Source organism: Leucobacter sp. OLIS6 (genome assembly GCF_002752355.1).
Lineage (GTDB): Bacteria > Actinomycetota > Actinomycetes > Actinomycetales > Microbacteriaceae > Leucobacter.
On record NZ_MRAV01000001.1, the window covers coordinates 84082 to 104917 of the forward strand.

Consider the following 20836-nt stretch of genomic DNA (forward strand, 5'->3'; position numbering starts at 1 on the left):
GCCCGCTTGCCTCGGAGCGCACCGATCCGCGTAACGCAGGCATCCCGCAGGCGTCGGCGCGATAGACTGGACGCTCGCATATATTCCGTCCCTGACTGCTGGAGGTCTCCGACGTGGCATTGATCGTGCAGAAGTTCGGCGGCTCGTCGGTCTCGGATGCCGAGAGCATCAAGCGCGTCGCCAAGCGCATCGTCGAGACCCGTCGCGCCGGCAACGAGGTCGTCGTCGCGGTCAGCGCCATGGGCGACACCACCGACGAGCTGCTCGATCTGGCGGCCGCGTGCACGCCGATCCCCGCCCCGCGCGAGCTCGACATGCTGCTCACCGCGGGCGAGCGCATCTCGATGGCGCTGCTCGCCATGACCATCAAGGGCATGGGCGTCGAAGCGCTCTCCTTCACCGGGAGCCAGGCCGGCATGATCACGACCGCGGAGCACGGCTCCGCCAAGATCGTCGACGTGACCCCGGGCCGCGTCCGCGAAGCGCTCGACCAGGGCGCCGTCGCCATCGTCGCCGGCTTCCAGGGCTTCAGCCGCGACTCCCGCGACATCACGACTCTCGGCCGCGGCGGCTCCGATACGACCGCCGTCGCCCTCGCCGCCGCGCTCGGAGCCGACGTCTGCGAGATCTACACCGACGTCGACGGGGTCTTCACGACCGACCCCCGCATCGTCCCGCTCGCCCGCAAGATCGACGCGATCACCGCGGAGGAGATGCTCGAGCTCGCCGCCTCCGGAGCCAAGGTGTTGCACCTGCGCGCCGTCGAGTACGCGCGCCGGCACGGTGTCGCACTGCACGTCCGCTCCTCGTTCTCCAACGAGACGGGCACCATCGTCTACGACCCCGCGAAGGGGCACCCGAAGGGAGCACAGGTGGAAGAGCCGATCATCACCGGGATCGCCGCCGAGAAGAACGAGGCGAAGGTCACCGTGGGTGGCGTGCCCGACGTCCCGGGCAAGGCCGCGCAGATCTTCGAGATCGTCGCGAAGACCAACGCCAACATCGACATCATCGTGCAGAACGTGTCGGCCGCCGACACGAACCGCACCGACATCTCGTTCACCGTGCCCCTCGAAGAGGGCCGCCGCGCGGTCGAGGCGCTCGAGGCCGAGCGCGAGTCCGTCGGGTTCCTGAGCCTGCAGTACGACGACCAGATCGCCAAGGTTGCCGTCGTGGGCGCTGGCATGCGCACCAGCTCGGGCGTCTCAGCCCAGCTGTTCCGTGCGCTCTACGACGCGGGCATCAACATCGAGATGATCTCGACGTCCGAGATCCGCATCTCCGTCGTCACGCGCGCCGACCTCATGGAGCAGACGGTGCGCGTGCTCCACACCGCCTTCGGCCTCGACTCCGACACTGAGGCGACCGTCTACGCCGGCACCGGCCGATAGGCCCGAGAGGAACACATGGCAGAGCAGCAGGGTTTCAACGTCGCCGTCGTCGGCGCCACGGGTCAGGTCGGCGCGGTCATGCGCAGGCTCCTGGTCGAGCGGGAGTTCCCGATCGCCTCGATCCGCTTCTTCTCGAGCGCGCGCTCGGCGGGGACCGTCATCGAGTTCCGTGGTGAGCAGATCACCGTCGAGGACGTCGCGACCGCCGACAAGGGCGGCATCGACATCGCCCTGTTCTCGGCGGGCGGCGCGGCATCCCGTGAGTACGCGCCGCAGTTCGCGGCGGCGGGCGCCATCGTCATCGACAACTCGAGCGCGTGGCGCCTCGCACCCGAAGTACCGCTCGTCGTCAGCGAGGTCAACCCGCACGCCGTCGACGAGATCGTGGCCGCGGGCAGCGGCATCATCGCGAACCCGAACTGCACCACCATGGCGGCGATGCCGGCGCTGAAGGCGCTCGACGCCGCGGCCGGCCTCGAACGACTCATCGTGACCACCTTCCAGGCCGTCTCGGGCTCCGGTCTCGCTGGAGCCCGCGAGCTCGCCGGCCAGGTGACCGCCGCCGTCGAGGCGGGCGGCATCGAGGGCCTCGTGCACGACGGTGCGGCGGTCGACTTCCCCGCTCCCGAGGTCTACACCAAGACCATCGCGTTCGACGTGCTGCCGCTCGCCGGCTCCATCGTCGACGACGGCGAGGGCGAGACCGACGAGGAGAAGAAGCTCCGCAACGAGAGCCGCAAGATCCTCGAGCTGCCCGAGCTGCTCGTCGCGGGCACCTGCGTGCGCGTTCCGGTGTTCACCGGGCACTCGCTGTCGGTGCACGCCGAGTTCGCGAACGGCATCACGCCCGAGCGGGCCACCGAGGTGCTCGCAGCGGCCCCCGGCGTCGAACTGAGCGATGTTCCGACTCCGCTCGAGGCCGCAGGCCAGGATCCCTCGTTCGTCGGCCGTATCCGCCGGGACCAGTCGGCTCCCGCGGGCCGCGGCCTCGTGTTCTTCGTCTCCAACGACAACCTGCGCAAGGGCGCTGCGCTCAACGCGGTGCAGATCGCGGAACTCGTGGCGGCGAAGCGTTCGGCAGCGTAACCACCGCGCTTTCACCCGTTCGGCCCCGGCACTGGATCCAGTGCCGGGGCCGAACGTGTTGTGGACGGTGGCAGTCGGAGCGCGCCGGACGCTTCGCCGGTCACTGATGGTGGGCGGCCAGGGGCTACCGCGCGGCTTCGAGGGTGAGCAGGGTCACCTCGGGCTTGCAGCAGAAGCGCACGGGTGCGTAGATGGAGTTGCCGAGGCCAGCGCTCACGTTGAGGTAGGCGGCGCGCTCCGCGTCGTACCAGACGCTCAGGCCGCGCGCCTGGCGCACGGGAAGGTCGCAGTTGGCGGTGAGTGCGCCGACACCGGGGATGCGCACCTGGCCGCCGTGGGTGTGACCCGCGAGGATCAGTTCGGACCCCTCGTCGAGCAGCGCCCCGAGCGCGCCCTGGTACGGCGCGTGGACCACGCCGAGACGCACGGGGGAGCCGGCCTGCGGTGCTCGCTTCGATGCGCGCGCCTCCGTGGACTCGGCGGTGCGCGCCGCACGCATGCGTTCGGCGTCGTCGTAGCGGATGTGCGGGTCGTTCAGGCCGAGGAGCTCGAATCGGGTACCGGCCAGCTCGAGCCATTCGGCGGAGTTGTTGAGGTCCGTCAGACCCAGGTCATCGGTGAGCGAGCGGGTGAGCGCGGCGTTGTCGATGTCCTGCGCACGAGTACTCAGCCTGCTCGGAGCGCTGAGGTATTTCAGCGGGTTCTTGAGCTTGGGACCGTAGTAGTCGTTCGACCCGTGGACGAAGACGCCGGCCCGAGCCCGCGCCGCGAGGGGCTGGAGCGCGTGGACGAGGGAGGGCCGCGCGTCGATGTGCCCCATGAGGTCGCCGGTGAGCACGAGCAGATCGGGGTTCAGTTCGGAGAGCGAACGGACCCAATCGATCTTGCTCTCCTGCCAGGGGGCGAGGTGCAGATCGGAGAGCTGCAGGATCCGAACCGGTGCCGAGCCACGGGGGAGCAGCGGCAGGGTGTGGCGCCGCACGGTGAAGAGTCGGCGTTCGACCAGCGTCGCCCAGACGGCGACTCCGGCTGCGGCCGCCCCGAGGGCGACCGCAGCGCGTGCGTTCTTGCGTCCTGCCACGCCTAGTCCTTGCAGTTCAGGGTCAGCGTGATCTGGGAGCTCTGTTTCGCTTCCTTGCCGCTGCCGGGGCTGACGGACTTGACGATGTCCTTGCCTGGGTTGGGTTTGCCGCTTCCGGTGTCGCACTGCAGTGCGACCTTCGTGAATCCGGCGCCGGCGAGCGCGCTCTGAGCGTCCGCACCGGTCCGTCCGGTCAGCCCGTCGGGCACCTTCGCGAGGTTCCCGCTACTGCGGAAGATCTTCACGTCGGCGCCGGCCGGTGCCGAGCTGCCGCCGGCCGGGTCGGTCTTCGCGACCATGCCCTTGGCCACCGCGGAGTCCGTGGTGCCGCCATCGACCGGAGTGAAGCCGGCCGTGGTGAGCGCCTTCACTGCTTCGTCGTACGACTTGCCGGTCAGATCCGGGACGGTCTGCGTGGTCACTCGGAGCGCCGAGCTGGAAGGCTCGGGGAACGCCTTGCCGCCGTACTTGTTATCGGCCGCTCGCATCGTGTCACGCCAGATCTGCGAATCGGCGGTCTGGAAGCTGTAGCCGAGCGTGGAACGTTTGCCGGTGACGTTGCCGACCCAGGTCGAGGTGGCGACAGTGGTGCTGGAACCAACGGTCCAGTTGTCGACCACGTCGTCGGTGGTGCCGGTCTTCGCCAGGTGCGGGACTCCCTGGTAGGGAGCGGCTGCATCGCGGGCGAGGCCCGACTCGGCGGTGTACTGCAGGGTATAGGCGACGCCCGCGGCGACCTCGGGCGAGATCGCGTTGGTGCACTTGCTCTTGGTGAAGTCGACGGGCTTGCCGTCGGGGCCCGTGATCGACTCGATCGGCACGGGCGTGCAGACCTTGCCGCCGCCGGCGAACGCGGCGTAGGCGGAGGCCATGGTGATCGGGGCGATCTCGTCGACGCCGCCGAAGGTGTTGGAAGGCACCATCGAGAGGTCGCGGAAGTTTCCGGAGATGGTCGGAACGAACGGCTTCTTCGGATCCTCAGCGTCCTTCGGGAGGTCCGAGGCGCGATGGATGCCGAGGTCCTTCGCGGTCTGGAAGATCTCGCAGAGGTCGAGTTTCTGCGCCATCGAGGCGACGCCACCGTTGATCGAGAAGCCGATCGCGGTCTTGACGGACTGGTTGCCCTTGATCCCCGTGTTGTCGTTCGAGAACGTCCAGTCGCCGTAGCTGTAGACGCCCTCGGGCATGCAGGACGCCTGGAAGGACTGCAGCTGCACGGTGCGGCCGTTGACGTTGACGATGTCGTTCACCGAGTGGCCGCTCTTGAGCCATTGGGTCAGCGTGATCGGCTTGAACGTCGATCCCACCTGGAAACCGCCGGAACCTCCGTACTCGAAGTCGGTGTTCCAGTTGATGCTCGTGTAGTTCGGGTGCTTCTTGAGGAAGGTGCCGTCGTCATTGAACGGTCGGCTCTGCACCATGGCGAGCACCTTGCCGGTATCGACCTGGACCGAGGAGCTCGCGCCGCCCACGTCGATCCCGTCGACCGGGGTCTGAGGCACGCGCTCGTGCATGGCGTCGAGTCCGGCCTTCTGCAGGTCGAGGTCGATCGTGGTCATGATCTGGTAGCCGCCGCGGCGGAACTGGAACATGCGCTCCTCGGGCGTCGCGCCGAAGCTCGGATCGTTGCGGATGTAGCGCTGGACGTAGTCGCAGAAGTGGCCGAGGCCGTAGGCGTTCTCGGCGACCGAGCAGCCGGGCACACGCGGGGTGATCTTCGGGACGATCGGCGCCGCGATGGCCTCGTCGTACTGAGCCTTGGTGATCTTCTCGGTGCGGAGCATCGAGCCGAGAATCTTGTCGCGGCGCTGCTTGTTGCGCTCGAGGTTCTCGGGCAGGTCGAGCTGCAGCTTCGACGGGTTGTTCACGATCGCCACGAGGCTCGCCGCCTCGGAGAGCGTCAGATCCTTCGACGACTTGCCGTAGTAGTAGTGCGCGGCGGATTCGATGCCGTAGATCTGGCGGCCGAACAGCGCGATGTTGAGGTAGCCGAGGAGGATCTCGTCCTTCGAGTACTTCTTCTCGATGCTGATCGCGAGCTTCATCTCCTTGAGCTTGCGGTCAGCGTCCTGCCGGGTGGCCTCCTTGTAGGCCGCTGCGCGCTCCTTCTCGTCGACGATCGCCTGCGACTCCTGGATCAGCACGTTGCGCACGTACTGCATGGTGATGGTCGAAGCGCCCGACAGGTTCTGGCCGGCGACGTTCTGCAGCATCGCGCGGCTCGTGGCGATGACGTCGACACCGCCGTGCGAGTAGAAGCGCGGGTCCTCCTCGGCGACCGCCGCGTCCTTCACGTACTGCGAGATGTCGTCCCACTTGACCTCTTTGCGGTCCTGGTCGTAGAAGGTCGCCAGCTGGACGGTCTTGCCGCCCTTCTTCGCGTAGAGCGTCGAGGGCTGTGCCAGCTGACCGGGATTGATGTGGTCGGGCAGGTTCTCGAAGATCTTGATCGCCGAGGTCGCAGCGGCACCGCTGACGGCGACGACGGGAGTGATGGCGGCGGTGAGCAGCACGCCGGCCACGACGCTCATGGCGATGGCTCCGAAGAAGCCGGCGAGCGCGCCACCCGCGCTCCGCGGCTTCACCGTACGCACGCCGGAAGATTTCGCGCGCGAAGACGATGGGGTCTGATGGGTCATACAATCAAGGGTACGCGACACGCCTGACAATCCTGATCGCGCGACGCTCCTGCGCGCGCTGCGATCGAGCGAGGAGCCCTGTATGGACAACGCATCCGTGCCCGCCGAGCCGCAACGCTGGGAATATTTCGTGACCCCGCTGCTGCTCCATAACGAGGCCCAGATCCTCAATAACTGGGGTGCGCAGGGCTGGGAGCTCGTGCAGATCATCGAGGGCCCGGCCGGCGGCAACGTCGCGTACCTCAAGAGAAAGGCCTGACACATGTCGGTTATCGAAGAACGTCTGCGCGAACTCGGCTACGAGATCCCCGAGGTCGCGGCGCCCGTCGCCGCCTACGTCCCCGCACTGCGGCAGGGACGCCACGTGCACACGAGCGGGCAGCTGCCCTTCGTGAACGGCGCGCTGCCGGCGACCGGCAAGGTCGGCGAGGGCGAAGGCTTGGTCTCCCCGGAGCAGGCGGAGGAGCTCGCCCGCATCTGCGCATTGAACGGTCTCGCGGCAGCCCGCGGCGTGCTCGGCTCGCTCGACAAGATCACCCAGGTCGTCAAGGTCACGGCGTTTGTGGCCTCCGACCCGTCGTTCACGGGTCAGCCCGCGGTCGCCAACGGAGCCTCGATGTTCCTCGGCCGCGTGTTCGGCGACATCGGGATCCACGTCCGCTCGGCGGTCGGCGTCGCGGTGCTCCCGCTCGACGCCCCGGTCGAGATCGAGTTCACCTTCGAGGTCGAGAAGTAGCCACCGGCGGCTTCGCTCGAACGAGCAAAGGGGCGCGGGATCACGATGATCCCGCGCCCCTTCTGCCTCCGGTGAATTACTTCGCGCCCTGCTCCGAGCGCATCCGGAGCGAGATGGTCTGCATCACCGCGGTGTCGGCGAGGGTCGTGGTGTCGCCGATCTCGCGCCCTTCAGCCGCATCGCGGAGCAGGCGTCGCATGATCTTGCCGGAGCGGGTCTTGGGCAGCTCGTTCACTACGAACACCTGGCGGGGGCGGGCGATGGCGCCGATCGCCCGGGCGACGTGCCCGCGCAGTTCCTGCTCGGCCTCCTCCGGCGTGAGCAGATGCTGCTGGCTCTTCAGGATCACGAACGCGACCACGGCCTGGCCGGTCGTCTCGTCGCTCGCGCCGACCACGGCGGCCTCCGCGACCGCGTGGTGGCCGACGAGCGCCGACTCGATCTCGGTGGTCGAGAGACGGTGGCCCGACACGTTCATGACGTCGTCGACGCGGCCCAGGAGCCAGATGTCCCCGTCCTCGTCGAGGCGTGCGCCGTCGCCCGCGAAGTACTGATCGCCGAACTTCTCCCAATAGGTCTCGACGAAGCGGTCGGGGTCGCCCCAGATGGTGCGCACCATGCTCGGCCAGGGACGCTGCACCACCAGCAGGCCGCCCTGGCCGCGATCCACCGCGTTCCCCTCGTCGTCGACGACCGCGATCGAGATCCCCGGCAGGGGGACCTGAGCGCTGCCGGGCTTCAGCGTGGTGAGTCCGGGCAGCGGCGAGATCATCATCGCGCCCGTCTCGGTCTGCCACCAGGTGTCGACGATCGGGGCGGTGCCCGCGCCGATCACATCGCGGTACCAGCGCCACGCCTCCGGGTTGATGGGTTCGCCCACGCTGCCGAGCACCCGGATGCTCGAGAGGTCGTGCTGCTCGGGGACCTGGCGGCCGACCTTCATGCATGCCCGGATGGCGGTCGGCGCGGTGTAGAGGACCGTGACGCCATACTTCTCGACGATCTGCCACCAGCGGCCCCAGTCCGGGGTCTCCGGGGTGCCCTCGTACACCACCTGGGTCGCGCCGTTGGCGAGCGGGCCGTAGACCACATAGCTGTGCCCGGTGATCCAGCCGATGTCGGCGGTGCACCAGTAGACGTCGGTCTCGGGCTTCAGATCGAACACGTTGCGGTGCGTGCTCGACGCCTGGGTGAGGTAGCCGCCCGAGGTATGCAGGATTCCCTTGGGCCGTCCGGTGGTGCCGGACGTGTACAGGATGAAGAGCGGGTTCTCGGCGGGGAACGCCTGGGCGGTGTGCTCGCCGTCGTACGAGGTGATCTCCTCGTGCCACCACAGATCGCGGCCCTCCTGCATGGAGATGTCGTTGCCCGTGCGCTGCACGACGAGCACCCGCTTCACGCTGAGCTCGGTCCCGTTCTGCAGTGCCAGCGCATCGTCGACCGTCGGCTTGAGCGCCGAGACGCGGCCCTTGCGGTTGCCGCCGTCGGCGGTGATCACGAGCTCCGCCTGCGCGTCGTCGATCCGTGCGCGCAGGCTCTCCGCGCTGAACCCGCCGAACACGACCGAGTGGATCGCGCCGAGTCGGGCGACCGCCAGCATCGAGACGATGGCCTCGGGGATCATCGGCATGTAGATCGCGACGCGGTCCCCCTGCTTCACACCGAGGCTGGTCAGCATGTTCGCCGCGCGCTTCACCTCGTGCGTCAACTCGGCGTAGGTGATGGTGCGGGTGTCGCCGGGCTCGCCCTCGAAGTGGATCGCGACCCGGTCGCCGAGTCCCGCGGCGAGGTGACGGTCGAGGCAGTTCGCGGCCACGTTCAGCGTGCCGTCGGCGAACCACTTCGCGAACGGAGGATTGGTCCAGTCGAGCGTCTCGGTGAAGGGGCGGGCCCACTGCAGTTTGCGCGCTTCCTCGGCCCAGTAGTTCTCGGGATCTTCGGCAGCGCGCCAGTAGACCGACGAGTCGTTGAGGCTCGCCTGCGCCGCGAACTCCGCGCTCGGCGGGTAGGTCTCGGTGTCGAGCGGGTGGCTGTCGATGGTGCCGTGCTGGTCAGTCATTGCGGCTGCTTCCCAATCTGTGCGCTTCCGGTCAGGCATCCTTGCTCGGACCGGTTGCCGACAGCGTAATATATAACTCCCGCTGCCGGGGGAATCCGGCTCTGAGCGGCATGTTTTCCCCTCACAGGCGGCGTGTTCGACCGATTCGGCGGGGCGACCGCTGAACGCCGGTGGAGTCCGTTCGTTCAGCGCCGGTGCGCGACCACACTGGCCGCATGACCGAACCAGATCGCCCCGGCTTCGCCGCTTCGAAGCTCTCGACCCGTCTCCCTCCCGGAGCTCGCCGCGCCTTCGGCGATCTGCTCCCGATCCTCGATCTTCCGGGAGCCCGGGATCTGCTGATCCAGGTCACCGGGAGAACCGGTCGTGCCTGGGTGGATCGTGCCGGAGCGTTGCAGGTCGTGCCCGGTTGGCGTGCGAGCCCGGAACGGGTGCGACGGATCGCGGTGGATCTCGTGTCGGCCGGCAACCGTCAGCTCGACGAGCTGCATCCCTGCACCGATGTCGCGATCGGTGCGGGGATCCGGGTGCACGCCGTACTGCCTCCGATCTGCGTGGCCGGAGCTGCGGTCTCGATCCGCCTCCCCGCGGCGGTGCAGCCGCATCTGCGCGGGCTGATCGAGGCGGGTCTCTGCTCCGGCCGCATCGCCGACAAACTGATCGCGCTCGTACCGGAACGCCGCAACGTTCTGATCTCCGGGGGAACCGGCAGCGGGAAGACCACGCTGCTGGGAGCGCTGCTCGATGAGGCTCCGCCGGACGAGCGCGTGGTCACCATCGAGGATGTCGCCGAGCTGCGGCTCCGGCGGGAGAACTGGGTCGCCCTCGAAGCACGGACCCCGAATGCGGAGGGCTCCGGTGCGGTGTCGCTCGATCGGTTGCTGCGGGAATCATTGCGCATGCGGCCGGACCGGATCGCGCTGGGCGAGTGCCGAGGGTCCGAGGTGGCGACGCTGCTCGCCGCGCTCAACACCGGTCACGACGGAAGCGCCGGAACAGTGCACGCCAATCGGCTGGGGGATCTTCCGGCGCGGTTGGAGGCGTTGGGGGCCTTGGCCGGCCTGAACCCCGGTGCGCTCGGGCGTCAAGCGGTGGCGGCGTTCCACGCGTTCGTTCACCTCGAGCGCGGGCCCGATGGCCGTCAGCGCGTCGGCGCGATCGGGAGGCCGGTCCTGGCACGTGATCGACTCGAGATCGGGCCGCTCCGATGAGCCCGGACGGCGACCCTCCGGCGGAGGACCTCGTGACCTGGCCCGCCGGCGAGTTCGCGCTCCGGTGCGCGGTGCTCTTGCGCGGGGGCCTGTTGGCCGCTCGCGCGATCGAGGTGCTCGCCGACACGGACACCGGCGGGGTCGGGGCCGCCGCCGGTCGCATCTTCGACCGGATCGCTCTCGGGCGACGGCCGTCGGTGGCGATCGCGGCCGAGAACGGTCCGGACTGGCGGTACCTGGCAGCGGCGTGGGAGGCTGCGGGACGCAGCGGGGCGCCGCTCTCCGACGCGCTGACCCGACTGGCCGAGGCGCTCGACGGGTTGCGCCGGCTCGCGGATCGCCGAGGCGTGCTCCTCTCGGGTCCCCGCGCGACCGTCCGCCTGGTCGCGGTGCTTCCGATCCTCGCGCTGCTGCTCGGGATCATCCTGGGATTCGACCCGCTGCCGGTGCTGCTCGGTCCGTTCGGTGGCGCGTCCGCGGCAGCGGGGGCGGCGCTGCTCTGGGCCGGAGTCGTGTGGGCGAGAGCGCTGGCCGACCGGGAGCTCGGGGCGGAGCGGGTCGCGGGTCTCGAACTCGAACTGCTCCGCATCGCCGCGCACGGAGGAGTCGACCTGCGTGCGGGCGTTCGGCGAGCGGTCGACTGCGCCGACCTGCACGGAGTCGAGTGGGTGCGGTTCGACGATCTCCGCCGGGGCAGCAGGGTGCGCCGGGCCCTCGAATCGGCGTCGGAGACCGGGGTCGGATTCGGGGACGCGCTGCTCCGCTTCGCCGTCGAACGGCGGGAATCGGCGCACGCCGCTCTAGAACGCAGCGCGGAGCGGCTCGGCGTCCGGATCCTGGTCCCGCTCGCGGTCTGCGTGCTCCCGGCCTTCGTGCTGCTCGGCGTCGTGCCCGTGCTGATCGCCGTGCTCGGCGGAGTACTCGAGAGCGGCCGATGAGCTGCCGTCCTCCACAGCGGCCTTCGCAGCATCCGGCCTGTGCACAACCCGGGGAACGGCCGCCGCCGCGCCCAGACTCTATCCACTGCATCCCACTGAACCTCGAACCGTATCCACCAGAAGGAGCCCCTATGCCGAACCGAACCGACACCGACCGAAGCGGATCCGAGATCAGGTCCCGCGCCGCTCACCCGGCGTCCGCCTCTTCCGGAGGCGCAGCGGACAAGAACGGTACGCGCCGCGTGCCGAGCTCTCGTTCCCCTCAATTGCGGCCCTCCGCCCGCTCGAACGCCTTCGACGAGCGTCGGCCGCGCACCGAGACCCGCGTCGCTCCGGAACGGAGAGGGCTTCGTCGTGACGAGCGCGGAGCGGTGACCGCCGAATACGCGGTCGTGATCCTGGCCGGGGTGGCCTTCGCCGGGCTGCTCATCGCGGTCATCCGATCGGAAGAGGTCCGTACGATGCTGGTCGACCTCGTGCAGCAGGCCCTGGGGTCCGCCGGATGAAGACGGTCACCCAGGCCGGATCGCTTCGGCACGATGAGCGGGGCAGCGTCACCGCGGAGTTCGCGGTCGTGATGCCGGCGATCCTCGCCGTGCTCGCACTGGTGCTCGGCGGCATCATGCTCGCCGGTCGGCGCATCGAACTCGTGTCCGCATCCGCCGAACTCGCGCGCCTCGAAGCCCGCGGCGACACCGTGCTCGCTTCCGAACGCGAGCGGCGATTGCCCCGGGGCACGAGCGTCTCGAGGGAACGCGCCGGGCAACTGCTCTGCGTGCACCTGCGCGCCGCTCCGGGCCGCGGCATCCTCTCGGTCCTCGGGATCTCCGCGCGAGCGTGCGCGGCGGCGCACGCTTCGGGCCCGGGGCACGGAGCGGCTTCGGTCGACGAACCGGGCTTCTCCTCCACGGCGCGTTCGGGCCCGATCGCGCGCCCGGCGCTAGCCGCACGATCGGGTCCGCCCCGCGGCGGGCGTCGGCAATGAGCGTTCCCGTTTCCGTGGGAGTGATCGCTGCGGCGCTCGCTCTCGGGGTGCCCGTGATCACCGCGGCAGTCCGTGCCGAAGCCGGCCATCGTGCGCTCGGCACGGCGGACGCGGCCGCGCTCGCAGCAGCGGACGCGAGCATCGGTTTCCTCGACGGCGAGCCTTGCGCGGCCGCAGAGCAGGTGGCGAGAGCCGCAGGCGCCCGGCTCTCGGAATGCGAGGCCGACCGGGACCGGTTCGAGGTCCGGGTCGTCATCGAGACCTCCGCACCGTTCGGAGCCGTCGTGGGCCGGGCTCGGGCCGGCGCGCAGCCGAACGCCGAGGCCCCGGTCGGCAGCGCGTCCATCGGGGCGAATGGGTGGGCATGGCCCTCGGCAGTCCGGGCGGTCACCCAGGGGCCGCACGACGGGTATGCGATCGATCTCGCCGTCGACACGTCCGGGGTGCTGTACGCGCCCTATCGAGGCATCGTGGTGCGTGTCGGCGACGATGGGAACGGGATTCCGACGGAATGCCGAGCGCGTCCGGACTGGTGGCACGGTCCGAACCAGACCGTCCTCATCCGGCACGAATACCTCGGGCGCACCCTGTACAGCTCCCACAACCACCTCGTGGCGGGATCATCCGCGCGAGCGGGCATCGGGGTCGGCACCGTGGTTTCGGCGGGCCAGCCGGTCGGGGCCGCCGGGCGCAGCGGGTGCACCTCCGGACCGCACTCGCACTTCACCCTGGCGAGCACCCCGCGCAACACGAATCCCGACCTCGATCCCTACCGCTACATCGGCTCACCGTGAACTGCCCAGCGGACCTCCGGTACCATGACGCGAAGCAACCCGGAATGCTGGGCTGTGTATCGTTGCGAAGCAGGAACCTCTCGACGGTGGAACTCCGAAGAGGGGTGCGCACGATACGCAGCGCACCTTCGGGCGCTGGACCAGAACCGCGCGAAGCGCGGATCACCCGGCGGACCGGCACCGCGAGAAGGTGCGAACGAACGCCACAGAAGAAGGAGTGCCCGTGGGGGCCGCGAAGAAACTCGTGATCGTCGAGTCGCCGACCAAGGCGAAGACCATCGGCGGATATCTCGGCGATGACTACGAAGTGATCGCCTCGGTCGGGCACGTGCGCGACCTGGCGGAGCCGTCGGAGCTGCCCAGCGAGCTGAAGAAGGGCCCCTTCGGCAAGTTCGCCGTCGACGTTGATAACGGGTTCGCCCCGTACTACGTTGTCGCCGACAATAAGAAGAAGACGGTCAGCGAGCTCAAGCGCGCGCTCAAGGGAGCGGACGAGCTGTGGCTCGCCACCGATGAGGACCGCGAAGGAGAGGCGATCGCCTGGCACCTGCTCGAGGTGCTCAAACCCAAGGTGCCCGTGCGCCGCATGGTGTTCCACGAGATCACCAAGGAAGCCATCGAGCAGGCCAAGGCGAACACGCGCGACCTCGACATCGCACTCGTCGACGCTCAGGAGACCCGCCGCATCCTCGACCGGTTGTACGGCTACGACATCTCGCCCGTGCTCTGGCGCAAGGTCGCCCCCAAGCTCTCCGCAGGGCGCGTGCAGTCCGCCGCGACCCGACTCGTCGTCGACCGCGAACGCGAGCGCCTCGCGTTCGTCTCAGCCGAGTACTGGGACATCACCGCGACCTTCACCCCCGAGGCCGGCTCCGCCGACACCACGCCGTTCGCTGCACGGCTCGTGCGCGTCGACGGCAAACGCCTCGCCACGGGCGGCGACTTCGCCGACGACGGCACCCTGACCTCGCGCGCGGCGAAGGCCGGAGTCGTCGGCCTCGAGCGGACGCGTGCCGAACGACTCGCGTCCGCGCTCGCCGCCGGAGCACCGGCACGGGTCCGCTCGGTCGAGACCAAGCCGCACACCCGTCGTCCGGCCGCACCGTTCACCACCTCGACCCTGCAGCAGGAAGCCTCCCGCAAGCTCCGCTACAGCTCGCGCCAGACCATGTCGTTCGCCCAGTCGCTCTACGAGAACGGCTACATCACCTATATGCGAACCGATTCGCCGTCCCTCTCGGGGCAGGCGATCCGCGCTGCACGCACTCAGGCCGCAGAGCTCTACGGCGCGCAGACGGTCCCCGAGAAGCCGCGCGTCTACACGGGCAAGGCCAAGGGCGCCCAGGAGGCGCACGAGGCCATTCGTCCCGCGGGTGACGCCTTCCAGCGTCCCAGCGCTCTGAAGGGCAAGCTCACCCAGGGGGAGTACGCCCTCTACGAACTCATCTGGAAGCGCACCGTCGCCAGCCAGATGGCCGACGCCAAGGGATCGACCGACACCGTGACCGTCGGCGTCGAGGTCTCGGAGCCGGGCGAGACGCGAGCGACCGACACCGAGTTCACGGCGAGCGGCACCGTCATCACCTTCCCCGGCTTCCTGCTGGCATACGAGGAAGGCCGCGACGAGAAGCGCGGCGATAACGAGCAGAACGTTGCGCTCCCGCAGCTCGCCGAATCGCAGGCGCTCGGCGTGACCGAGCCCGAGGCCAAGGGGCACGAGACCAGTCCGCCGCCGCGCTACACCGAGGCCAGCCTCACCAAGCGGCTCGAAGAACTCGGCATCGGCCGACCCTCGACCTACGCGGCGATCATCAGCACGATCATGGATCGCGGCTACGTCGCCAAGAAGGGCCAGGCGCTCGTCCCGAGCTGGATCGCCTTCTCGGTGGTCCGCCTGCTCGAGGAGCACTTCGCGGCGCTCGTGGACTACGACTTCACCGCCGAGATGGAGAACGACCTCGACCGGATCGCCTCCGGCGACGCCGATCGCAGCAGCTGGCTCACCGAGTTCTACTTCGGCAGCGATGCGCACCCCGGCCTGCGCGGCGTCGTCGACAACCTCGGCGAGATCGACGCACGAGCCATCAACACCATCAAGATCGACGATTCGATCTCGCTGCGCAACGGCAAGTACGGCCCCTACCTTGAAGTCTTCGACGACAAGAGCGAAGTCGGCGAGGACGGGACGCTGAAGCCGCGCAGCGTCAACATCCCCGATGGCATGGCTCCCGACGAGCTCACGCCCGCGAAGGCGCACGAGCTGGCCGACGCCGAACCCGCCGAGGACCGCGTGGTCGGCCAGCACCCGAAGACGGGCAAGCGCATCGTGGCGAAGAACGGCCGCTTCGGCCCCTACGTCACCGAACTGCTCGACGACGGCGAAGAGCTGCCCAAGGGGCAGAAGCCGCGCACCGCTTCGCTCTTCAAGAGCATGGACCCCGCCACCATCGATCTCGACGCGGCGGTCGCCCTGCTCGATCTGCCGCGAGTCGTCGGTGTCGATCCCGAATCGAATGCCGAGATCACCGCGCAGAACGGGCGCTACGGTCCCTACCTCAAGAAGGGAACCGACACCCGGACGCTCCCGAGCGAGGACGCGATCTTCTCCATCGACCTCGCCGGAGCCCAGGAGCTGTTCGCACAGCCCAAGTACGGTGCGCGTCGCGCCTCCAGCTCGCTGAAGGAGTTCGACGCGGACCCGGTCAGCGGCAAACCGATCAAGGTCCGCGACGGTCGCTTCGGTCCCTACGTCACCGACGGTGAGACCAACGCGACGATCCCGCGCGGCGACAGCGTCGAAGACATCACCTTCGAGCGCGCCGTCGAGCTCCTCGCGATCAAGCGGGCCAAGGGCCCCGCCAAGCGCAAGGCCCCCGCCAAGAAGGCGCCCGCGAAGAAGGCCCCGGCCAAGAAGGCCGCCACCGCGAAGAAGACCACGGCCGCCTCCGGCGCGAAGAAGGCCGTCGATCCCGCCCGATCCGCAGCAGCGAAGAAGGCCGCGGCCACCCGAGCCGCGAAGAAGGCCGCCGAGCAGGCCGCCGCCGGAGCGTGATGAACGGACTGTTCATCACGCTCGAGGGCGGAGACGGCGCGGGGAAGACCACTCAGGCCGAGATGCTCGCGAGCTGGCTCGAAGCGCGCGGGCTCGAGACACTGCGCACCCGCGAGCCGGGCGGAACACCGCTCGGCTCCGCGGTGCGGGACATCCTGCTGCACGGCGGCGACGAACTGGGCGCCGTCGACCCCCGCGCGGAAGCGCTGCTCTACGCCGCGGACCGGGCACAGCACATCGCCGAACTCGTCCGCCCCGCGCTCGACCGCGGAGTCGTCGTCGTGCAGGACCGCTACATCGACTCCTCCCTCGCCTACCAAGGCGCCGGACGCGTGCTCGACAACTCGGACGTGCGCCGCATCAGCGAGTGGGCGAGCGGCGGCCTGTGGCCGGCGCTCACCATCCTGCTCGACGCGAGCCCCGAACTCGCCGCCGAACGCCGCTCCGCGCGAGGAGGAACCGCGGACCGGCTCGAAGCCGAAGCCGCCGCATTCCACGCCGCAGTCCGCAACGGGTTCCTCGACCTCGCCGCCGCCGAACCGGAACGCTTCCTCGTGCTCGACGCCTCCCGCCCCGTCGCCGAACTGCACCGCGAGATCACCGCCCGAGTCGAAGAACTGCTCGCGCGATAGCAGCAGCGCGGTAGCAGCAAGCGCAGCGGCGAAACTCGGCACAGCAGAAGCACCAGCTCGGCAGAAGGAGGGCGGGAATGGTCGTCCCCTACCCCCGCATGCCGAAGAATCCCATCGGGCGCTGGCTCTGGATCGGGCTGAGCTGTGTACTCATCCTCGCCTTCCTCGCGCTCTCCGGAGCGCTGATCATGCTCGCACTCTCCACGAGCGGCTCGAGCGGCCCGAGCACCCCGAGCGGCTCCGCCGATCGGCCGGTCGGTGCGGACCTGATCCCTCTGGTCGCCATGCTCCTCGCCTGCCTGCTCGGCACGACCCTCTTCGCCTGGATCCTCTTCGACGGACTCCGGACGATCGCGCGCGAACGCGCGGAACAGCGACGCCTCGAAACCAGTATCCGAGAGACCCGGGCCCGCATCGAAAAGCTGCGAAACCGCCGGCACTGAGCACTGAGCGCATTACCGCCGACGCGAATCGCTGACCGCGTCACCGCCGGCGGGGGATGCGCGCCTGAGGCCCGGATCGACGAGCGATCCGGGCCTCAGTTGCGTTGCGGTGCGGGCGGAGTTCCGCTGTCGGAACTTCCCGCCCTCAGAACTCCCCGCCGGCGGCGTACTCCTCGGCGGCGCGACGCGGCACCACGATCACGGGGACGACCGCGTGGTGCACGATCTTGCGGGCGTGCGAGCCGAGCGTGACCCGCGCGAACGGTCCGCTGCTGCTCGACCCGATGACGAGCACGTCGCCCTGATTCCAGTCGACTGCACCCATCGCCTCGTCCCAGTCGTCGCCGATGCCGAGCACCACTTCGGCCGCCTTCGGCAGCTCGGTGCGCGTCGCAGCCGACTCGAGCGCGGCGTTCGCGTCGGACAGCAGCGTCTGCCGCCACTCCTCGAACACCTCGTTCTCGTAGTCCTGGCCCACTCCGGACGTGGCCATACGGCGCGGGCGCACGGCGAACGACGCGATCCGGAACCGCAGATCGCTCTCGGCCGCGATCGTCGCCGCGCCGAGGATCAGGTCGCTGTCGGCCTCGGTGCCGCGGTACGCCGCGGTGATCTGCTCGATGTCCTGCCCGTCGCGCAGACGGAACCCGCGCGGGGCGATCGCGACGGGCACGGGCGACGTCTGCATGAGGCCGGAATCGACCGAGCCGAGCGAGATGCGGCCGATGGGCGACGACTTCGCCGCGCCCACCACGAGCCGTTGCCCGCCGACCGCCTCGACCACGTCGATGAGTCCCTGCCGCACCGACGACGGATCCTGATGCACCAGGGTACGCGCGGTCACGTCGGCCGGCACGAGCGCCAGCGCCTCGGCCAGGGTCGCTTCGGCCTGCGCGACCACGCGATCCTGGTAGTCCTGGTCGCCGCGGCTGAACGCCAGCGGCCAGCCGGTCGCGGTGACCGCCGCGATGACGAGCTCGAGCTTCATGCTGCGCGCGAGAAGCGCGCCGAGGTGCACGGCCGAGCTGGAGCTGTGCCCCGGGGCGATGCCGACGACGATGGTCACGAGGCGACCTCCTGGGAGAACGCGCCGGGCTGTGCGAGGGCCGAGCGCTTGCGGGCGTAGAAGAAGTAGTAGAGCAGGAACAGGGCGGTCCACCCGGCGAACACGGCGATCGTGATGAGCTGCAGGTTGGTGATGATCCAGAGGCAGCCGAGGATCGACAGGATCGGGATGACGTAGCCGCCCGGCACCTTGAATCCGCGCTCCAGGTCGGGCTCGCGCCGCCGCAGGATGATGACGCCGAGCGAGACGACGATGAACGCGGCGAGGGTGCCGATGCTCGTCATCTCGGCGAGGAAGTTGATCGGGATCACGCCCGCGAGGATGCCGGTCGCGATCGCCACGATGATCGTGTTCGGGATCGGCGTCATGGTGCGCGGGTTGACCTTCTGGAACACCTTCGGCATCATCCCGTCCTTCGACATCGCGAAGAGGATTCGGGTCTGGCCGTAGAGCACGACGAGCGTGACGCTGAAGATCGAGATCACGGCGCCGGCGGCGACGAGAGTGCCGGGCCAGGACGCCCCGACGAGGTTCTCGATGATCGCCGAGAGGCCGGCGCTCTGATCCTTGAACTGCTCGGGCGCCTGCGCGCCGAGGCCGGCCATGGCGACGAGCACGTAGATGCCGGTGACGATGACGAGGGCGAAGATGAGCGCGAGCGGCAGGTTCTTCTTGGGGTTCTTCGCCTCTTCACCCGCGGTCGAGACGGCGTCGAGGCCGACGAACGAGAAGAAGATGATGCCGGCGCCCGACATGATGCCGGCGAAGCCGAAGGGGGCGAAGTTCGCGAAGTGGTCGGCGTTCCACCCGGTGAAGGCGATCGCTGCGAAGAAGACGAGCACGACGAGCTTGATGACCACCATGATCGTGTTGGTGATCACCGACTCCTTCGTGCCGCGGATCAGCAGCAGGGCGCACAGCGCGATGAGGATCACGGCCGGGAGGTTGATGATCCCGCCCTCCTCTGGCGCGTTCGAGAGCGCCGCGGGCAGCTCGAAGCCGAACAGGTTGTGGAACAGCTGGTTCACGTACTGTGACCAGCCCACCGCGACCGCCGCCGTCGAGACGCCGTACTCGAGCAGCAGGCAGGCGGCGACGCCCATCGCCGGCATCTCGCCGAGGGTCGTGTAGGCGTAGGAGTAGGAGGATCCCGAGACCGGGACGCTGCCCGCGAGCTCCGCGTAGCAGAGGGCGGTGAGGCCCGCGACGACGCCGGCGATGAGGAACGAGATGATGACCGCGGGCCCTGCGGTCGGGACGGCCTCGGACAGGATGAAGAAGATACCCGTTCCGACGGTGCCGCCGACACCGATCATGGTGAGCGAGAAGAGTCCGATGCTGCGCGAGAGTTTGGGGCCGTGCGTTTCCTCTCCCTCTCGCGGGATCGGCTTGCGGCGCAGAAGCTGCTGCGGCATCGAAGTCATGCGTGTGAGTCCTTCGGACGTCGTTGTCGGGTGGGTGCATGACAGTGTCCCCCCAGATGGGCCGCGGCCACAAATTCTCGACACGCTGAGAGCCCGTGGGGGAGAGAGTCCCTGTCTGGAACGGAACGGTTTCTCGTCGACCCGATACACATCTGATGTAGTTAAGGGTAGGCTAACCTGGCACCTTCGATGAAGCGGGTCCATCACGCATCGATCGGGCCCGGAAAGGACCCCACGTGCGCACCCGTCGTCTCCTCAGCATCGCCGCGGCGCTCGTCGCCGCAGTCTCGATCTCGGCCTGCTCCTCGGCGGCTCCGTCCGGATCCGGTGACGCAGGCGGAGCCGGAGCCGGAGACGACGCGTCGGGCGCATTCCCCGTCACCATCGAGCACGCCTTCGGCAAGACCACGATCGAGCGGCAGCCCGAGCGCATCGCCACGGTCGGCTGGACCAGCCAGGAGGTGCCGCTGGCGCTCGGCATCGCGCCCGTCGGCATGGCGAAGATCACCTGGGGCGACGACAACGGCAACGGCATGATGCCGTGGGTCGAGGACAAGCTCGCCGAGCTCAAGGCCCCGACCCCGAAGCTGTACGACGAGACCGACGGCGTCGACTTCGAAGCGGTCGCCGCGACGAAGCCCGACGTGATCCTCGCGGCCTACTCCGGGATCACGAAGGAGGACTACCGGACCCTCTCGAAGATCGCTCCCGTCGTCGCCTACCCGCATACCGCGTGGGGCACGAGCCTCGACGACCTGGTGCGCATGGACTCCGAGGCGATCGGCAAGAAGGCCGAGGGGGACGCGCTACTGAAGCGTCTGCACGAGGAATCCGCGGCCTCGCTCGCGAAGCACCCGAGGCTCGCGAAGGCCAAGGTGCTGATCGCGAACATCGACCCCAAGAACCTTAGCCAGATCACGATCTACACCTCGCACGACACCCGCCCCCGGTTCCTCGAGGAGCTCGGACTGCCCGAGCCCGCGATCGTGACCGAGGAGTCGAAGCAGACCGATGCCTTTTTCGCGACCGTCAGCTCCGAAGCCGCCGACCGCTTCTCGGACGTCGACCTGATCGTCTCGGCCGGGACCCCGGACCTGCTGAAGCGCATGCAGGCGGATCCGCTGCTGAGTAAGATCCCCGCCGTTGCGAAGGGGCGCGTCGCGATCCTGCCCGACGCCTCGCCGCTGGCCGTCTCGGCCTCGCCCTCCCCGCTGTCGATCGGCTGGGGCGTCGACCGCTACTTCGACGCGCTCTCGGCGCCGCTGCAATAGCCCCTCCACGAACGACCCGACGCCCATC

At 69.0% G+C, this 20836-nt stretch carries 18 protein-coding genes; 13 read left to right on the top strand and 5 right to left on the bottom strand.

Annotation, left to right across the window (positions count from 1 at the left end; translation table 11 throughout):
* Nucleotides 1-113: 113 nt before the first annotated feature.
* Nucleotides 114-1391: an aspartate kinase gene (locus BMH31_RS00415; RefSeq protein WP_099723939.1), complete on the top strand. Its 1278-nt coding sequence runs from the start codon at nt 114-116 to the stop codon at nt 1389-1391.
* A 15-nt stretch (nt 1392-1406) separates the two neighbouring features.
* Complete coding sequence (locus tag BMH31_RS00420) at nt 1407-2477, top strand: aspartate-semialdehyde dehydrogenase (RefSeq protein ID WP_099723940.1); 1071 nt, start codon at nt 1407-1409, stop codon at nt 2475-2477.
* A 124-nt stretch (nt 2478-2601) separates the two neighbouring features.
* On the opposite strand, the gene BMH31_RS00425 is transcribed toward BMH31_RS00420, so the two are convergent.
* A complete protein-coding gene (locus BMH31_RS00425) occupies nt 2602-3558 on the bottom strand; it encodes a metallophosphoesterase (RefSeq protein ID WP_099723941.1) in 957 nt (318 codons plus the stop codon).
* 2 nt (nt 3559-3560) lie between these two features.
* Entirely contained in the window at nt 3561-6152 is a 2592-nt protein-coding gene (locus BMH31_RS00430) for a transglycosylase domain-containing protein (RefSeq protein WP_099723942.1), read from the bottom strand.
* Between the two features lie 127 nt (nt 6153-6279).
* Between BMH31_RS00430 and BMH31_RS15290 the strand changes: the two genes are divergently transcribed.
* Both BMH31_RS15290 and BMH31_RS00435 read left to right on the top strand, forming a co-directional pair.
* Nucleotides 6280-6456: a DUF4177 domain-containing protein gene (locus BMH31_RS15290; protein ID WP_143469771.1), complete on the top strand. Its 177-nt coding sequence runs from the start codon at nt 6280-6282 to the stop codon at nt 6454-6456.
* A 3-nt stretch (nt 6457-6459) separates the two neighbouring features.
* Nucleotides 6460-6933, top strand: coding sequence for a RidA family protein (locus BMH31_RS00435; protein ID WP_099723943.1), 474 nt, complete (start codon nt 6460-6462; stop codon nt 6931-6933).
* A gap of 76 nt (nt 6934-7009) precedes the next feature.
* On the opposite strand, the gene acs is transcribed toward BMH31_RS00435, so the two are convergent.
* Nucleotides 7010-8992 (bottom strand): acetate--CoA ligase, encoded by a 1983-nt coding sequence (gene acs, locus BMH31_RS00440; protein WP_099723944.1) that lies wholly within the window; start codon nt 8990-8992, stop codon nt 7010-7012.
* A gap of 215 nt (nt 8993-9207) precedes the next feature.
* Between acs and BMH31_RS00445 the strand changes: the two genes are divergently transcribed.
* The 8 genes from BMH31_RS00445 (at nt 9208) to BMH31_RS00480 (ending at nt 17047) form a co-directional block, all read left to right on the top strand.
* The gene (locus BMH31_RS00445) at nt 9208-10203 is read left to right on the top strand and encodes an ATPase, T2SS/T4P/T4SS family (protein ID WP_099723945.1); all 996 of its coding nucleotides are present in this window, start codon (nt 9208-9210) and stop codon (nt 10201-10203) included.
* 32 nt (nt 10204-10235) lie between these two features.
* Nucleotides 10236-11141 (top strand): type II secretion system F family protein, encoded by a 906-nt coding sequence (locus tag BMH31_RS00450; RefSeq protein WP_158234913.1) that lies wholly within the window; start codon nt 10236-10238, stop codon nt 11139-11141.
* A gap of 131 nt (nt 11142-11272) precedes the next feature.
* Nucleotides 11273-11647 (top strand): DUF4244 domain-containing protein, encoded by a 375-nt coding sequence (locus tag BMH31_RS15795; protein WP_099723947.1) that lies wholly within the window; start codon nt 11273-11275, stop codon nt 11645-11647.
* Nucleotides 11644-12126 carry a TadE family protein gene (locus tag BMH31_RS00460; RefSeq protein ID WP_199068324.1) on the top strand — a complete coding sequence of 161 codons (483 nt, stop codon included), beginning with the start codon at nt 11644-11646 and terminating at the stop codon, nt 12124-12126. Before BMH31_RS15795 ends, BMH31_RS00460 begins: the two co-directional genes overlap by 4 nt.
* Nucleotides 12123-12920 (top strand): M23 family metallopeptidase, encoded by a 798-nt coding sequence (locus BMH31_RS00465; RefSeq protein WP_099723948.1) that lies wholly within the window; start codon nt 12123-12125, stop codon nt 12918-12920. Before BMH31_RS00460 ends, BMH31_RS00465 begins: the two co-directional genes overlap by 4 nt.
* Before the next feature lie 223 nt (nt 12921-13143).
* A complete protein-coding gene (topA, locus tag BMH31_RS00470) occupies nt 13144-15972 on the top strand; it encodes a type I DNA topoisomerase (protein ID WP_099723949.1) in 2829 nt (942 codons plus the stop codon).
* Nucleotides 15972-16604: a dTMP kinase gene (gene tmk / locus BMH31_RS00475; RefSeq protein ID WP_199068326.1), complete on the top strand. Its 633-nt coding sequence runs from the start codon at nt 15972-15974 to the stop codon at nt 16602-16604. Before topA ends, tmk begins: the two co-directional genes overlap by 1 nt.
* Nucleotides 16605-16681: 77 nt before the next feature.
* Complete coding sequence (locus BMH31_RS00480; protein ID WP_099723951.1) at nt 16682-17047, top strand: hypothetical protein; 366 nt, start codon at nt 16682-16684, stop codon at nt 17045-17047.
* A gap of 145 nt (nt 17048-17192) precedes the next feature.
* Here BMH31_RS00480 and BMH31_RS00485 read toward each other — a convergent pair whose 3' ends face one another.
* Together BMH31_RS00485 and BMH31_RS00490 are read right to left on the bottom strand one after the other, a co-directional pair.
* Nucleotides 17193-18113 (bottom strand): universal stress protein, encoded by a 921-nt coding sequence (locus BMH31_RS00485; RefSeq protein ID WP_099723952.1) that lies wholly within the window; start codon nt 18111-18113, stop codon nt 17193-17195.
* A complete protein-coding gene (locus BMH31_RS00490) occupies nt 18110-19537 on the bottom strand; it encodes an amino acid permease (RefSeq protein ID WP_099723953.1) in 1428 nt (475 codons plus the stop codon). The genes BMH31_RS00485 and BMH31_RS00490 overlap by 4 nt, the downstream gene beginning before the upstream one ends.
* A gap of 236 nt (nt 19538-19773) precedes the next feature.
* On the opposite strand from BMH31_RS00490, the gene BMH31_RS00495 reads away from it, so the two are divergent.
* Complete coding sequence (locus BMH31_RS00495; protein ID WP_099723954.1) at nt 19774-20808, top strand: iron-siderophore ABC transporter substrate-binding protein; 1035 nt, start codon at nt 19774-19776, stop codon at nt 20806-20808.
* Nucleotides 20809-20836: the final 28 nt, after the last annotated feature.